This window comes from Halostella limicola (assembly GCF_003675875.1).
In the GTDB taxonomy this organism is placed as follows: Archaea; Halobacteriota; Halobacteria; order Halobacteriales; family Natronoarchaeaceae; genus Halostella; species Halostella limicola.
Genome location: NZ_RCDI01000001.1, coordinates 479,354 through 494,038 on the forward strand (window position 1 = coordinate 479,354; position 14,685 = coordinate 494,038).

Consider the following 14,685-nt stretch of genomic DNA (forward strand, 5'->3'; position numbering starts at 1 on the left):
CGACCCCTACGAATCGTCGCCTGACTCGTCTAAGATATCGGCCGCATCGAGTTCCTCGCCGTCGTCAGTGTCGTCCGATGTCGACGACTCAGGATCGGCATCGGCCGAGGTCTGCTCGTCGCTGAATACATCGGACGCTGTCGGTTCATTTCGAGTTTCTTCCGGGCCACCCGTCGTGCCGAATCCCGTCGCAGCGTTCAGGCCGTCGTCAGGTTCCGTCGTAGCCTTATCCGCTGATCGGGATGACGGCTCACCGCTCGAATCGTCAGGCGTCTCGTCAAGCGATTCAGATGCGGGTGCGTCGTCCGCTTCGACGCCGCTATCGGACCATCCCGAGGGAGCCTCCTGGGTTTCCGGGGACGTGTCACCGGCGCTCCCCATCCCTTGGGCGGGGTCGTCGAGGACGTCGTCGGTCCCGGCGTCACCGGGACCGTTCGACCCTCCGCCGAAGCCTTCCGGCGGGAAGTCGTGGTCGTCGCTCTGCCACGCGTAGTAAGCGAGGCCGATGATCGCCAGCAGGACCAGTAGGACGAACCACAGCAGCACACCCGGACCGTCGTCGTCTCCGACAGGGGACGCGGGTGCGGCGGTCGTGGTCGTCGTCGACGCTTCATCGCCGACGGCGAGTTCGCCGGCGTCGACGCCGCCGATACCGATCTGATAGCGTCCAGATTCATCGAACGTTCGAGTGAACGTCACCTGCTGGGATTCGCCCGGCGCGAGGGTGACGGACTGCTGGTCGACGACTTCACCGTCGACGGTGAGGTCGATGGTGAACGTCTCCTCCGAGTCGCCGGTGTTCTCGACGGTGGCGCTGATGGCCGTCTCCTCGCCGACCGTGATGACGTCCGGTTCGATCGACGCGTCGGTTATCTCGTACGAGGGCTCGGCCGGGCCGGGCGCGGAGGCTCCGACTGCAAACAGCGACAGCCCGGGCGACTCGGCGCGGTACCGGTAGCCCGACTCGGTCGACGTGACCGGCGTGGTATCGAGCTCCTGCCACTCGCCGTCGCTGTACCGATACATCGAGATGTCGGTGAAGGAGTGGCCCCCCTCGTCGAGCATCGACTGGTCGACGGTAAACGTGAACGAGACGTCATCAGTCGGCGGTTCCTCGTCGTACGAGACGTTGATGTACTCGACGCCGGCGTTCGCGCCGGGCATCGAGGGCGGCCGCTCGGTCCCTTGCGCGACCGTCATGTCGAAGTCCATGTTCTGCGTGAACTCGACGGACACCTCCTCGAGCCGGACGTTCTCCTGGTTCGCGAACACCGAGGAGACGTTGACATCGACCGCCTGGAACGCCTTGGCGTTGCGGATCTGAATCACCGCTCTGCCGTTGTCGTTCGTGACGTTAATCTCGGTGGGCTTGATCGGTGGGCCGACGCCGCCGGGGGGAGCACCGCCACCGCCGCCACCGACTCCGGGTGCACCGCCTTCGTCGGTTTCGTTGCCGTCGTCGGTCTCGTTACCGTCGTCAGTTTCGTTGCCGTCGCTCCCGTCGTCGCCGGAGTCCGTTCCGTCGTCGAGTTGGAACGTTCCCGTATCGGTGTACATCGTCGTCCCGTCGTCCTCGACGGCGACGTGGACCCAGCGGTACTGCGTGTTCGTCGTCCAGTTGTCGAGCGTCTCCACGGTGATCGTCTCGCTGGCGGTCCCGTTGATCGCCGTCAGTGAGACGTCGAGGCGCTCGCCGCCCTCCGCAGCGATGTATTCGGTGTTCGGTTCGACGGAGTCAGGTGCGACGGCGTCGATGACTTCCGGGATATTGACCGGAGACATTCGGCGCTGGTTGTTCACCCGTAGGACGCCGTTCGTTCGATTCACTGAGTGCTCGATCGTCACGTCCTCGGAGACGTTGAAGTCCGAGGAGATCTCTTCCTCAACGTCGATGACGAAGCTCTGGTTTACCCACCCAGTCATCTCGTCGTACACAACGACGGTGTGACCGACCGTTCCGTCCGAGGTGCCCGCGGTGGCGTCGAACGTGAGATTCGCGCCAGGTGCGACCGACGACTGCTCGTCGATCGTCGTCGGGTCGACCGTCGACGCACCTTCCTGGACTGCGGCCTGTTCGACGCCGAGGACGGTGACGTTCCCGTCGATGGAGAGGTTACCGTCGGAGACGACGAAGCCGTTACCGCCGGAGGCGTTGACCATCATGAGGGCGTACTGGCCCGACTGCGTCGGCTGGAACTGGAACGTGGCGTCGCCGTTCTCGTCCAGCGTCGCGTTCCCGACGCTCGTGAATTCGACGTTCGCGTTGACGTCCGAGACGCTCATCTCCAGTAACGAGAGCGAGTCGAGATTCTGCGTCTGCATGCGTCCAGCGACGAGGTGGACGTCTTCGTTGCGGAACTCCGCGGAGTTCCCGTTGGCGGTGCTGAGGTCGAACTCGACCGTCACGGTGTCGCTCTCGTTGTAGACCGCGATCGGGTCCTTGTTCAGGTTCGTCTCGTCACCACTCGGGCTCCGGATCCGCCAGTCGGCGTTGGGGATCGCGGTCGCCGCGGTCGACTCGTCCGTCCGGAGCGGCAGGACTGACCGGTCCCAGACGTCGACCTTTTCGAGTAGGGCCGCAGCCTCCGCCGCCTGACACGACCCCTCGACGATCGTTACGTTCTGAGACATATCGAGCGACGCGGAGGAGCCGTCACCGGAGAGGATGTTCCATGATTTGATTTCACCGCCACCGTAGCGGTCATCCTCCTCGGGGTGCTGGTGGTGGGCATTCTGGTTAAACCCAGGCTGGATGAACAGCCCCTCGAAGTCATCGCTCTCGAGCCCACGTAGTGCTCCGCCATCAGTCCGAGCACCCGTCCAGAACCAGTCGACGTGACTCGCATTCCCGTCAATGGTGAAGTTATCGTGGAGGTTCGGTGACGTCCCGTCACCGTAGTAATCGTCTTTCACGGCCCACTCGCTCCCGGAGGGGACACCGGAGATGTTGAACGAGACGTTTCCGCCGCCGCTATCACTCCCTAGCTCGTCGTGGACGATGACGAGGCTCAGACCTTCTGCACCATTATACAGCAACAGTTGACTCGTCTCGTTCTCCTGGAGGGGTATCGTTCCGTGCGAGCTGTAGTTTCCATCGTGGGCCCGATAATCGTAGAACTCCTCGACTGTGGTCGACCCGTTGCCGTACGGCGCGACGGTAGCGATGCACTCGCCGTCCTGAACGACCGCGTAGGTCGTCTCGTTCGATTGAGTCCCCTCCGTAGTTGCGGAACTCATTCCGCCGGCGGCGACCGGCGCTGCAACAAGCGTTACTGCGAGAGCGAGGACGAATATCGTAGCGGCAGATGTCCGCGTCTTGTTCATACCACTTCCCTCCTTTTGATTTTTGAGCAACTGCCCCGATGGGTTGTTGCGTCGGGCCAGTCTCTCACCGGCCTTGTAGTACCTTTAGACGTGTACTTTCGCATAGCCAACACATCATTGTGTGGTCGTATAACATTTACTCAATCTCTGCTCGCGGATTTTCAAAAATGATAACCAGAACGGGAGTGAGATCGCCTACGCCAATATAATTTCTATTACGTGTCTGATCCACAAACGTTATTCCGACGGTCCAATTGGGTCGACTATGGAAACACGGGTCCGGATTCCGACACTACTCTGTCTGTTACTCGTTATGGCCGTCGCCGTGCCGTTGCCTTCCGCCGGAACGGCCGACAGCGCAAGCAATGAGTACGATATCTCTATTGCCGAGAGCGTCGACACGCCGTCTCGAACGGTGACGTTTCAGGACAGAGACCACGACGTCTCCGCCATCGCGGTCGCTGACCCCGGCGATTCGGTGTCAGTCGACGTGACCGCGCCCGAGGGGTCGTACCGCGTGTATCTCTACAACGGCGACGAGCAGATCGAGGCCTCGAAACGGGGTGACGGTGACAGTTCGGTTTCCTTCGATCTCGCCGGGTACGATACCGGAACATATCTGGTCACCGTGTACCAGGACGGGGACTACGAGGCGATTCATCCGCTCGTCGTTCGTGGCTACGACGTCGCCGTCGATCACCCCTCGAGCGTGACGACGGGCAACGCTATCGACGTTGAGGTCGAACTGACCCAAACAGCAGATACCGCTTCCCCCGATAGTGTCGAGATCTCAGTCGCAGACCAGGACGAATCGGTCAACGTGACCGCGACGCAGGAGGGGGACACGACCTACGCCGCCTCTGTGCCGACCGACGACCTCGGAACCGGCGAGTACAACGTCTACGCCGGCGTCAGGACCGATGAGACGGCCTTCGGTGAGCGAGAAATCGTCGGCGTCAGTGGGGCCTCAAGCGTTGAGATCACGGAACCCGAGCCGACGACCACGAGCACTCCGACGACGACTCGCACCACGACAACGGAATCAACGACTACGCAACCTACTACGACTGCACCGCAGACAACAGTCGAGAACCGGACGACAACGACGACACAGACGACCACGACGACGCAGACAACCACTCCGACCGCGACACCGACGGAAACGACCCCAACGACCACTGAAACGGATGCGACAACGTCGACTACGGACGAGGGAGTGTTGACGCCGAACGCGACAACGACCGATGCGAGTGCGTCGACCGGCCAACCCGGTGTCGGTGCCGTCGGCGCAGTCGGAGCGGTTCTCGCGGTTGCCATTCTCGCCGTTCGTCGACGGAGGTAAGGATCCGACTGGCTTTTACCGCTCCTGCTACATGACTTTGGTATGACCGACGTTCGGGCGTGGAAACTGTTGCTGCCGGCGCCCATTCGCTCTCTCCCCGCAGACCTTGCTGCAGTGGTCGGCCTCGTCGCACTGACGAACATCGCGGTTCTGACACCCGTTGTCCGAGAGACGCCCCTTCGCGTCGTCGTGGGGCTACCGTTCGTGCTCTTTATCCCCGGGTATGCATTCATCGCTGCCCTCTTTCCGGAAGCAGGAGAACCGCCTGTCGATGAGGACGACACCGATGCCGACGGCCGGATCGAACGCATGGCCGACCGGGGCATCGACGGGATCGAGCGCGTCGCCCTGTCGTTCGGCTTGAGCATCGCCATTGTCCCGTTGATCGGTCTCGTCCTCAACTTCACACCGTGGGGGATCCGCCTCGTCCCGGTTCTCCTCTCGGTTACTGGGTTCACGCTTGCCGCGACGGCTGTCGCCGCCCAGCGGCGCTTGGCTCTCCCGGAAGACGAACGCTTTCGGGTTCCGTATCGAGCGTGGCTCGCGGCAGGACGCTCGGAACTCTTCAGTCCGGATACTCGCGCCGACGCGGTTTTGAACGTCGTGCTCGTCCTGAGTCTGATCCTTGCGGTCGGGAGCGTGGGGTACGCAGTCGCCGTCCCCCAGCAGGGCGAGTCGTTCTCCGAGTTCTACCTCCTCACCGAGAACGAAACCGGCGAGCTCGTCGCCGACGGCTACCCGTCGAACGTCACCAGTGGGGAAAGCGAAGAACTCGTCGTCGGGGTGGGGAACCACGAGCACGAGCCGACCACGTACGAGGTGGTGGTTCAACTCCAGCGAGTCGAGACGACAAATAACTCGACGCAAGTGTTGGAGCGCGAGGATCTGACTCGCTTCTCGACCGGCGAGATCGATCACAACGAGACGTGGCACCACAAACACAACGTCTCGCCGACGATGACTGGCGAGGGTCTGCGACTGACGTACATGCTGTACCGAGATGAGGCGCCTGACGAGCCGACGGTCGAGACCGCGTACCGAGAGTTGCATCTCTGGGTGAACGTCTCCGAGTCCGACACTGGATCAGCAGCTTCAGCACGGGCAGTACATTCGTTCACGAGCAATCCTCTGTCAACACCGTCGGTACAGTCTACTTCTGGTCTAGTTGGGGCACCGGTTGCGCCTGCTGGCGATACGAGTCGTATACATTCATCGCCCAGTCGACCGCTGCTTCGCGCTCGTTGACGAGCACGCCGCCGATGCCGCTGTTCTCGTCGTAGACCACGAGACAGCTGTACGTTCGGTCGACGTGCTCGGCGATAATGAGCCCGTACGGCACGTCGTCGATAAGATACGGTCGCAGGTTGCCGACGTCGAGCAGTTCTGTCAACCAGTCGTACGCCTCACGAACGTGATCGTACACCTCCTCGCGAAACACGATCTCTGCGGTTGCACCGCCCGAGATGGCATCATGGAGCGCGTCGGCTGTTTTCGGCGCCGCGTGTGCCCGCGAAATACCCCGGAGGCGCTCGCTCTCACGGATGATGTTGGAGAGGATGGTCACCGGAACGTGGGGGGCGGGATCTTCGGCGACGAAGATGTCTGCATCACGAACAAGATCGAGACTGATCGGCCCATCCCCGGGGAGGAGGGCGAGAAGGTCGGCCGCAGCCATGACGGCGACGACGCCGTCCCTGTAGCGGACGTACTGTTCATAAAGCAGTCGTCCACTCACAGTGACTCGATATCCCTCATCGTCATACTCGATGAGTCCCAACTGTTCAAGGTCCCAGATGGCTCGGTTAACGGTCGACCGTGAGACGTTAACTAGGTCCACGAGATCACGTTTGTTCGATGGATTTCCGTCTAACGCTTTGAGGAACTTGACCCGCTTGAAGACGGTTTCCATCACCTCACGTGGACCAGGACTCATTGTTAAACTTCCACAGTATTATTTCCACAGTAACTTCTTTATGCTTTTTCCGTATCCCTAGTCACCAGATTTCGGGTAATTTACTAATAAGAATCCGCATTTCGTACAACTCGTAAGACGAAGATCGGTCGAACAAAGCGGGATGGTAAGTGGAGGGGGAAAGGAATACTCACTGTGCCTCACGGTCGGGAACCCGCCGGGCCTTCTCTCGAAACGCTTCGACTGTGGCCGTCGCCCACTCAATCGCTGCGTCGGTATCGTTGACGATCACTCCCATTACACTGGTATCGTCGTAGACGATCAGACAGGCGACCGTCTCGTCACCGTGGTCGGCGATCGCCAGCCCGTAGGGGAGGTCGTCCGTAACGTACGGTCGATAGTCCCCCGATTCGACGCGGTCGGCTACCCAGTCGTACGCCGACAGAATGTGTTCGTACACCTCCTCGCGAAACACGATCTCGACGGTGCCGCCGTTTGTTATCACGTTATGCAGCGCGTCATCCGTTTTGGCAGCGGCATGCGTTCGCGAAATGCCACGGATCCGGTCGGCGCCACGGATTGCATCAGTGAGGGTGGTTGCCGGGATGTGGGAGGCGGGGTTCTCGGCCGTAACAACGTCGGCACCGCGAAGAAAGTCGACGCTGAGCGGTGCAGCCGCCGGTATGAATTGGAGGAGGCTGTTGGCGTCGACGATGGCCCTTACCGCCGTTTGGTATCGGCTGTACTGGTCGTACAGAAGATGGCCGCTGACTGTTAGCTGGTATCCGCCATCGCGGTATCCAACGAGTCCACACTGTTCGAGGTCCCTAATCGCACGATTGACAGTCGAACGAGACACACCAATGCGATCCACGAGGTCTCGTTTCTCCGCGGGATCATCTTTCAACGACTCGAGAAACTCAACCCGCTTGAACACCGTGTCCATCAGATGCCGCGGGTCCTGACTCATCGTTTTCTCTCCGGAGATAATGTTACTACAGTAACTGGTTTAGGCCTTTTCCATTGTCGGACAGGCTAACGTGTGGTGAATTATCTAGTTTAGTATCAGAGTCCAAACTAGCTCTTCTATTGCTTCTGTGATGACAGATAGCGTTTTTTCGCAGTAGCGGTGCCACCGTTGGCCCACCGAATTGTGTCTATCTTCAGCAGGGGCGGTCTCGCTGATATCACAACCACTCCTAACGAGTACCTTTGCGAGGTGGCCTGCTCTCGGTCGCCTCTACGGTGAGGGCATGACTGGCCCATCTGTGTACGGTAGCCCAGCGGCCTATTCAGGTGTTAGTGGCTGCTTTGATCGTGCCCGTCGATAGCTTGGTGTGTCCTACAGTGTATCGCTCGGTAGCTTCTGACTGTAGCGCCGCTCGCTACTCCGAGGCGTCATCGGTCGGCGTCACTGACACCGTAATCCCGTCTGGCAGCGCTCCGTCTCCGTAGAGCGCGGCGTATCGATGCAGGTTCCGCACTTCGATCACGCGTCCATCGATGCCGAGATCCTTGTCCGCGACGTCGACACGCTTGCCGTTCGGGTGTTGCACCGTCACCCGATAGTCCTCGAGGGAAGGTTCCTCGGTGAATTTCACGCGCAGGATCCTGGCAGGGCCCGCGTTGGTAGATGACGGCGTCGGTTCAGTCATAAACGGTCTTTATTATCTATGATTAGTAAACTATCCAATAAGTGTGCTGGTCATACAGGGCGTTATCGGCTCTCGGTCCCGTTTGACAGCACCGTTCTCCTCGCTTGGCGACCCACCGCTATAGTGGCACTAACGGCCATCGTCGCCGCAGAAGTTACGGAACCTTGCGTGCTGCGACTTCGGAGAAGCGACTGTCGACGATTTCTCGTGGTTACTCCTGCGTCGCTACTATGTTCCACAGTGACTATTGGCGGCGTCTCGCTGCGTACCGCGTTCGCGCCGTGACTCGTTTGACCACTCACTGAGGTAGGGCATTGCCACATCTAGGTCAGTAATGTGGCGGCGCCCCCGTGCTCGCTGTCCAGCGTGACGGGAGTAGTCGTCGAATAACAATTAGGCCGTCCGGCAGACGTACTGCTAACATGGTCCCTCCCGTCCGCGGGCGGACGATACTCATCACTGGGGCGGCCGGATTCGTGGGCCGGCACCTCGTCGCAGCGCTCAGCGACGTCAACACCGTCATCGCTCTGGACCACTTTCAGACATCAGATCCCGACACGCTGCCGGACGACGTGATCGTCCTGGAGGGTGATATCCGCGACGTGTCGACTCTGGCTGCCGTGGCTGACGACGTCGACCTCATCTTCCACCAGGCGGTGATAGGTGGCGCCGCCGCCCGCGAGCGGCCGGCGGTCGCCAACGAAGTGAACGTCACGGCGACACTGGAGCTGCTCGAACTGGCCCGGCGACAGGATGCCCGTATCGTCCTGCCGTCCAGTTCTGCGGTATACGGCGACGCCGAGACACTGCCCATTCCCGAGACTGCGCCGACGCGCCCGCTCACCCCCTACGGCACCCAGAAGCTAGCGGTCGACCACTACGGCCGGCAGTGGCACGAGCTCCACGGCGTCGAGACCGTCGTCCTCCGGTACTTCAACGTGTACGGGAAGACGGTCGGCGGTGACGCGATCCGGGGCGCAGTCGGCGCCTTCCTCGACCAGGCACGCGACGGCCGGATCACCGTCGAGAGCGACGGGAGCCAAGTGCGGGACTTCGTCCACGTCTCGGACGTCGTGCGGGCGAACCTCCTTGCCGCGACGACCGACCACACGGGGCAGGCGTTTAACGTCGGCACCGGGTCGGGGACCACCATCAAAAACCTCGCGCGGACCGTTCGGGATCAGACGAACCCTGCCGCGACGATCGAGTATGCCGAACCGCGCCGCGGACACGTGCAGCGGAGTCAGGCGGACCTCTCTCGGGCTCGCACCGTGCTCGGATACGAGCCGACGGTGGAACTGGACACATGGCTCCGACGGCGGGTGGCGACGACGTCGGGGCGCTAAGCGAAGAAATCTCGCCCGCCTAGAGTGATTATGACTTCACTTCCAAGTCGAATACTCAAACGGCGAAGGGACCGACGAGCAACCGAGTCCGTCGACGATGAACACCCTTCTCGTACGTTCGAACGTCGATTCACAAGTGATCTGTCACCTTGTCGCGGATAAGCTGGGGGGAGGTGTCGTCGACGATGTCCCTTCAGTGGTATCAATGCACTGCTCGTTTCGGTACGAACGGAGTTCCGTCCTCCCACGAGACCGAATCGAGGATATCCACCAACTGATCGGTTCGCTGGTCGAAGACGTTCAGTGGGTGTGTATCGAGGAAGTTCGCTTCATCCCGTTGGACAGTCTCCCCCTGATAGTCGACCTGGAAGTGACACTCGCCGAGGTCAGGATGGGTCTGGTCTTGATGCCAACCGACCATTAGCTCTCGCTCGGCCTCGACCCACTGGATCGTGTAGTAATCGTACTCTCGATTCGACGGAAAGTCGAATGACACCTGAAGCTCAGCTACGTCTATCGGATAGGGCCCGTCGAGGAACGCTGATACGTTGACCGTAGCGTGGACGCCGATCTTGTTGCCTGACGACATTTCGTACCAGACTTGCTCGATCGGAGCGTTTTCGGCGTCGACTTGCGTCTGAAGACGCTTGTGGAGACGCCTGAACAGCGTTCGCCTATCGAGATTCGCCCGGTTTGCGAGAAAGATCATCGACGGACTTACTCCGAGAGCGGAACCGTCGAATCGGTCGAACCGTTTCGTCCCGGGTGGAGGGACCGAGCATCGTCATACAGTTCGAGTGCATGTCGAAGCAGACGTTTGTTATCCTCGTACCGTTCCCACTGTCGAAGGACTGCGTTGCGGTCGCGAACGTCTTCACCGGACAGTCCCTCGTCCGCGAGCGTCGCCTCGAGATCGCCTCGCGACTCGATGTCGAACTCAGCTTTCCACTCGTCGATCTCGCCCTGAATATCCGCGATCTGCTCGCGGAGTTCGTCCCGAGTGTGTTCGTTGATCAGTTCTGCGATCTCGTTGAAATACCGACGCTGGTAGTTCGGTGCGTACTTCGTGTTTCCGTCGTCTCCTTCGATCGCCTGTATTTGGCCGAACTCTACCAGCATCTCCAGTTCGTCCTTTGCAGTTTGCCACGACGAGATTCCGGCTTCCTCTCTAATCCATTCGACGGAGCGTGCTTGCGTAAGCGTGGTCGCTATCTCTCTCACACATTCGCGGGCAGATAACCCTTCAGTCCACGATTCGATGCCACGTTCGGTCATACGTTCCCTAAGCATCGCGCTCTATTATATCCTTTGAAGGTTCGCATATATGCGAGACACGATCCTTCTCACTCGTCGATCACCTCCGCCTACGCCCCGTAGGACTCGAGGACGGCGACCGCCATTCAGGCGTCCCCGCGAACTCGCGATCTTCTTCGTGTCCGGCGAGGCCATGCGTTTCGAGGCCATCACCACCCATCGACACCTTCAGGTCGTCATCTTCGAATACATCGTAGCACTGTCGGACGACCATCACAGAGAGGGTCCCCTCGTCGACGTCCCAGTGCAACTTGTCGCCAGCCTCGACGCAATTCGCGACCCAGTCGTAACCCTCGTGGCGAGGTCGTACTGCCTCGTAAGACACCCGTGTCGTTCGCCGCCAGAAATCGCTCTCGCGCCCGCACAGACTACTCCTGCAGTAGCTGTGACCGGGAGTTTCTCAATCCCAGAGCGAGAATCCATCCGCTATGGGCATCCCCGTCCACCGTGATCCGTCGTGGCTCAGGTCCGAGATCGAGGACGTCCTCTCCTTTTACTACCCGACGTGCGTCGACGAGGCCGACGGGGGGTTCATCGCGCAGCTCGACGAGGAGACCGGGGAGATCTACGATAGCGAGTCGAAGCATCTCGTCGCGACGAGCCGCTATACGGCGAACTTCTGCCGGGGGTACCGACACGACGGACCGGACTGGTGTCTGTCGATGGCGGAACGCGGCGTCGAGTTCCTGCACGAGACACACCGCGACCCTGCCGTCGGCGGCTACGACTGGCTCCTCGAAGGCACGAACCCGGCTGATCGGCGGCGGGTCTGTTACGGTCACGCCTTCGTCCTCCTCGCCTACGCTGAGGCGACTGAGCTGGGGATCGACGGCGCACGGGAGCACCTCGAAGGGGCGTACGACCTACTCGTAGACCGGTTCTGGGAGCCAGAGCACTCCCTCTGCAAAAGCCAGTACACGGCGGACTGGGGCAAGGCGGACGACTACCGGGGGCAAAACGCGAACATGCACACCTGCGAGGCGATGCTCGCTGCGTACGAGGCGACCACCGAGCAGCGGTATCTCGACCGAGCCCGCGAAATCGCTCACGCGTTGACCGTCGAGCTCGCCAAGGAAACCGACGGCCTGCTCTGGGAGCACTACACCGCCGACTGGGACCACGACATGAGCTACAACCGCGACGATCCGCGCCACCAGTTCCGGCCGTGGGGGTACCAGCTGGGCCATCACGTCGAGTGGGCCAAACTACTGGCCGTTCTCGACCGGTACGCCGACACCGAGTGGGCGCTTTCCCGTGCCCGAGCGCTGTTCGACGCGGCCGTTACGCACGGCTGGGATACCGAGTATGGCGGCTTCTACTACACGGTCGACCCGGACGGGTCACCGATCGTCGACGACAAGTACGGTTGGCCGGTTGCCGAGGGGATCGGCGCTGCGGCCGCCCTCTACGAGCGGACCGGCGACGAGACGTACACGGACTGGTACGACCGCTTCTGGGAGTACGCGGAGGCGGCGCTCGTCGCCCCGAATCGAAACTGGTACCAGAAATGTACGCGGGACAACGATCCCTACGAGACGGAGCCGAGGCCGGCAGTCGAACCCGGGTACCACCCCATCGGCGCGTGCGTCGAGGCGATCCGGTCGTTCGAACGCGTCTCGGTTCGGGACGACGGCGATCGGGTGTGAGCAGCCTCGTGGTGTCCTCTGTTCGTGGCGGGGAGCGGTAGTTTCAGCAGCGCCCGAAGCAGCGTTTCCGCTCACACGGAGCGGACGAGATGAACGCGCCGCGACGCCGGGCCACGGCTACCACTGCTCTCGGATCGCATCGACTGCCCCGTCGGCGAACAGTTCCGGCCACCGTCGGACCCGTACACCGTCTTCGGTCGGCACGGGCCTGAAGGCCGCTTGCAGGAACGCGAACGGAGCGCCAGCAGCCCACGCCTGCGGCGTACACGCGGCGGGATACTCGATCGGATCGCGAGTGGCATCGAAGCCACAGTAGAGTTCGGGCAGGCGGTCGTGTTCGAAGTACGTGGCTGCATCGAGGATATCGCCGGCCAAGGTTTCCGCGGCCTCCGCGTAGCCGTACTTGGAGAGCCCGAGTGCGACTAGCGACGTGTCGTGGGGCCAGACCCCGCCGGCGTGATAGGAGATCGGGGAGTACCCGGCGTCGTCGGGACTCATCGTACGGAGCCCCCATCCGGACGAGAGCGGGCCGTCGACGAGCGTCTCGGTGACGTCGTCAGCACGCGATTCGGGGATCGTCTCCGTCCAGAGGCAGTGCCCCACGTTCGACGTAACCGCGTCGACGATACTGCCGTCACCGACCTTGGCGAGGCCGTAGAACGCGCGGTCGGGAAGCCAGAACTCCTCGTTGAAGGCCGCTTTGATCTCGCGGCCCCGCTCGGCGTACGTCGCGGGGGCAGTGTGTGGTTCACTCCCCGTCTCGAGCCGATCGAGAAGCGTTGCCCCGCGCTCGAGCGCCCGGGCAGCGTAGCCCTGCACCTCTGCGACGGCGATCCGACCCTCGGCGATACGGCCGTCGGCGTATCGGATGCTGTCTGCGGTGTCTTTCCAGGCCTTGTGATCGAGGACGCCGCTGCCATTGGCGTAGTATATGAACGGGTCGTCGCCGGTATCGCTGCTCGCCTGGTAGATCCACTCGAGGGCGTCGGCTAACGCGTCTGCGAGTTCCGTTGCCAGCGCGTCGTCGCCGCGCCATCGGGTGAGTTGATCGAGAAGCGTGACCCACAGCGGCGTGGCGTCGACGGTTCCGTAGTAGGGGGTGTGCGGGATCTGGTTTCTGGTTGCGAGCTCGCCGTGGCGTCGTTCGTGAAACACCTTCCCCGGTCCTTCCTCCCGTTCGGGGACATCGTCTCGGCCGCGGTGAGCGGCGAAGTATCGAAGCGTCCCTTCGGCGAGTCTCGGAGCGACAGCGAGCGTCTGGTGGGCGGTGAGGAGAGCGTCACGTCCGAAGGGCGTCGCGAACCACGGCGTCCCGGCGAGGGGGACAGGTCCGTATTCGGTCTCCGTCGTTAGGGCGGTCAAGTCCGCCGCGGCGCGTTCGAACACGGCGTCGTAGTCCGTCGCACCCGTCTCTGGCGTCGGAAGGGAGACGGCTGGTGGGCGTTCAGGTGGCGACTCGAGACCGATCGTCGCGCCGTTGATGGTGACCGCTAGCGGGAGGTCAAACCGCCCCTGCGGACCAACATCGACGGTGAACACGGCCTCGGTCGGAGATAGTTCGGTCGGCGTGCTGCCGAAGCGTACCGACGAGCACACGTCAACCGGACGCCCGTCCGCGGCCTCATAGCTGTACGACATCGTAACCGCGTCGTCACCCACCTCCGTAGTGATCGTACGGTCGATACCGCTTCGAAGGCCGCGGACCTCGAACAGGTCGGCGAAGTCAGCGTCGAACCGAACGTGCAGATCGACCGTCTGCTGCGTCGCCGTGTGATTGTGAACGGAGACCGTCTCGACGTACCCCGCGTCCTCGTGAACGGACTGGTGGCGGGAGACGACCAGTTCGGTGTGTTTCGCGACCTTCTGCTCCTGGATCTCGTTGACCGCGGAACCGACGGTCGACAGCGTGATCGTCCTCGCGTTCGAGGCGTTCAGCGTTTCACCGACGGGTGTCAGCTCCGCGCCGCCGACGTCGACGTCGAGCGTCGAGAGGTAGCGCGTATCGCGGTGAAAGAGCCCTCCCTCGCTCCCGAGCTCGTCAGGCCCGGCCGTCACGAAGAGCGTGTACCCATCGATAAGCGTCTCTAGCGGCATATTACCGCGCCTCGCACCGTCTCAACAGCTGGTGCCCGGCCGTTGCATCGAT

10 protein-coding genes and 1 pseudogene are annotated in these 14,685 nt (G+C 61.8%); 4 read left to right on the forward strand and 7 right to left on the reverse strand.

Annotation, left to right across the window (positions count from 1 at the left end):
- Positions 1-6 precede the first annotated feature (6 nt).
- Positions 7-3,237 carry a PGF-pre-PGF domain-containing protein gene (locus D8670_RS03540; RefSeq protein ID WP_121816720.1) on the reverse strand — a complete coding sequence of 1,077 codons (3,231 nt, stop codon included), beginning with the start codon at positions 3,235-3,237 and terminating at the stop codon, positions 7-9.
- A 352-nt stretch (positions 3,238-3,589) separates the two neighbouring features.
- Between D8670_RS03540 and D8670_RS03545 the strand changes: the two genes are divergently transcribed.
- Both D8670_RS03545 and D8670_RS03550 read left to right on the forward strand, forming a co-directional pair.
- A complete protein-coding gene (locus D8670_RS03545) occupies positions 3,590-4,666 on the forward strand; it encodes a hypothetical protein (RefSeq protein ID WP_121816721.1) in 1,077 nt (358 codons plus the stop codon).
- 42 nt (positions 4,667-4,708) lie between these two features.
- Positions 4,709-5,734, forward strand: a pseudogene (locus tag D8670_RS03550) (DUF1616 domain-containing protein); the annotation flags it as partial.
- Positions 5,735-5,816: 82 nt separating this feature from the next.
- Here the strand turns inward: D8670_RS03550 and D8670_RS20630 are convergent.
- The 3 genes from D8670_RS20630 to D8670_RS03565 form a co-directional block, all read right to left on the reverse strand.
- The gene (locus D8670_RS20630; protein WP_162994148.1) at positions 5,817-6,575 is read right to left on the reverse strand and encodes a helix-turn-helix transcriptional regulator; all 759 of its coding nucleotides are present in this window, start codon (positions 6,573-6,575) and stop codon (positions 5,817-5,819) included.
- Between the two features lie 193 nt (positions 6,576-6,768).
- Positions 6,769-7,548, reverse strand: a complete 780-nt coding sequence (locus D8670_RS03560; RefSeq protein ID WP_121816724.1) for a helix-turn-helix transcriptional regulator — start codon at positions 7,546-7,548, stop codon at positions 6,769-6,771.
- A gap of 415 nt (positions 7,549-7,963) precedes the next feature.
- A complete protein-coding gene (locus tag D8670_RS03565; protein WP_121816725.1) occupies positions 7,964-8,233 on the reverse strand; it encodes a hypothetical protein in 270 nt (89 codons plus the stop codon).
- Positions 8,234-8,655: 422 nt separating this feature from the next.
- On the opposite strand from D8670_RS03565, the gene D8670_RS03570 reads away from it, so the two are divergent.
- Positions 8,656-9,579: an NAD-dependent epimerase/dehydratase family protein gene (locus D8670_RS03570; RefSeq protein ID WP_121816726.1), complete on the forward strand. Its 924-nt coding sequence runs from the start codon at positions 8,656-8,658 to the stop codon at positions 9,577-9,579.
- 202 nt (positions 9,580-9,781) lie between these two features.
- Here D8670_RS03570 and D8670_RS03575 read toward each other — a convergent pair whose 3' ends face one another.
- Positions 9,782-10,288, reverse strand: a complete 507-nt coding sequence (locus D8670_RS03575; RefSeq protein ID WP_121816727.1) for a hypothetical protein — start codon at positions 10,286-10,288, stop codon at positions 9,782-9,784.
- 8 nt (positions 10,289-10,296) lie between these two features.
- Complete coding sequence (locus D8670_RS03580) at positions 10,297-10,854, reverse strand: DUF7342 family protein (protein ID WP_121816728.1); 558 nt, start codon at positions 10,852-10,854, stop codon at positions 10,297-10,299.
- A 467-nt stretch (positions 10,855-11,321) separates the two neighbouring features.
- Here D8670_RS03580 and D8670_RS03590 point away from each other — a divergent pair, with 467 nt between their 5' ends.
- A complete protein-coding gene (locus D8670_RS03590; RefSeq protein WP_121816729.1) occupies positions 11,322-12,539 on the forward strand; it encodes an AGE family epimerase/isomerase in 1,218 nt (405 codons plus the stop codon).
- A 117-nt stretch (positions 12,540-12,656) separates the two neighbouring features.
- On the opposite strand, the gene D8670_RS03595 is transcribed toward D8670_RS03590, so the two are convergent.
- Positions 12,657-14,633 (reverse strand): amylo-alpha-1,6-glucosidase, encoded by a 1,977-nt coding sequence (locus tag D8670_RS03595; protein ID WP_121816730.1) that lies wholly within the window; start codon positions 14,631-14,633, stop codon positions 12,657-12,659.
- Positions 14,634-14,685: the final 52 nt, after the last annotated feature.

Excerpts from the sequence above, each read along its gene's own strand:
- D8670_RS03590 (WP_121816729.1), top strand. The coding sequence starts at position 11,322 with ATGGGCATCCCCGTCCACCGTGATCCGTCGTGGCTCAGGTCCGAGATC.
- D8670_RS03595 (WP_121816730.1), bottom strand. The coding sequence starts at position 14,633 with ATGCCGCTAGAGACGCTTATCGATGGGTACACGCTCTTCGTGACGGCC.
- D8670_RS03560 (WP_121816724.1), bottom strand. The coding sequence starts at position 7,548 with ATGAGTCAGGACCCGCGGCATCTGATGGACACGGTGTTCAAGCGGGTT.
- D8670_RS03565 (WP_121816725.1), bottom strand. The coding sequence starts at position 8,233 with ATGACTGAACCGACGCCGTCATCTACCAACGCGGGCCCTGCCAGGATC.
- D8670_RS03580 (WP_121816728.1), bottom strand. The coding sequence starts at position 10,854 with ATGACCGAACGTGGCATCGAATCGTGGACTGAAGGGTTATCTGCCCGC.
- D8670_RS03545 (WP_121816721.1), top strand. The coding sequence starts at position 3,590 with ATGGAAACACGGGTCCGGATTCCGACACTACTCTGTCTGTTACTCGTT.
- D8670_RS03540 (WP_121816720.1), bottom strand. The coding sequence starts at position 3,237 with ATGAGTTCCGCAACTACGGAGGGGACTCAATCGAACGAGACGACCTAC.
- D8670_RS03570 (WP_121816726.1), top strand. The coding sequence starts at position 8,656 with ATGGTCCCTCCCGTCCGCGGGCGGACGATACTCATCACTGGGGCGGCC.
- D8670_RS20630 (WP_162994148.1), bottom strand. The coding sequence starts at position 6,575 with ATGGAAACCGTCTTCAAGCGGGTCAAGTTCCTCAAAGCGTTAGACGGA.
- D8670_RS03575 (WP_121816727.1), bottom strand. The coding sequence starts at position 10,288 with ATGATCTTTCTCGCAAACCGGGCGAATCTCGATAGGCGAACGCTGTTC.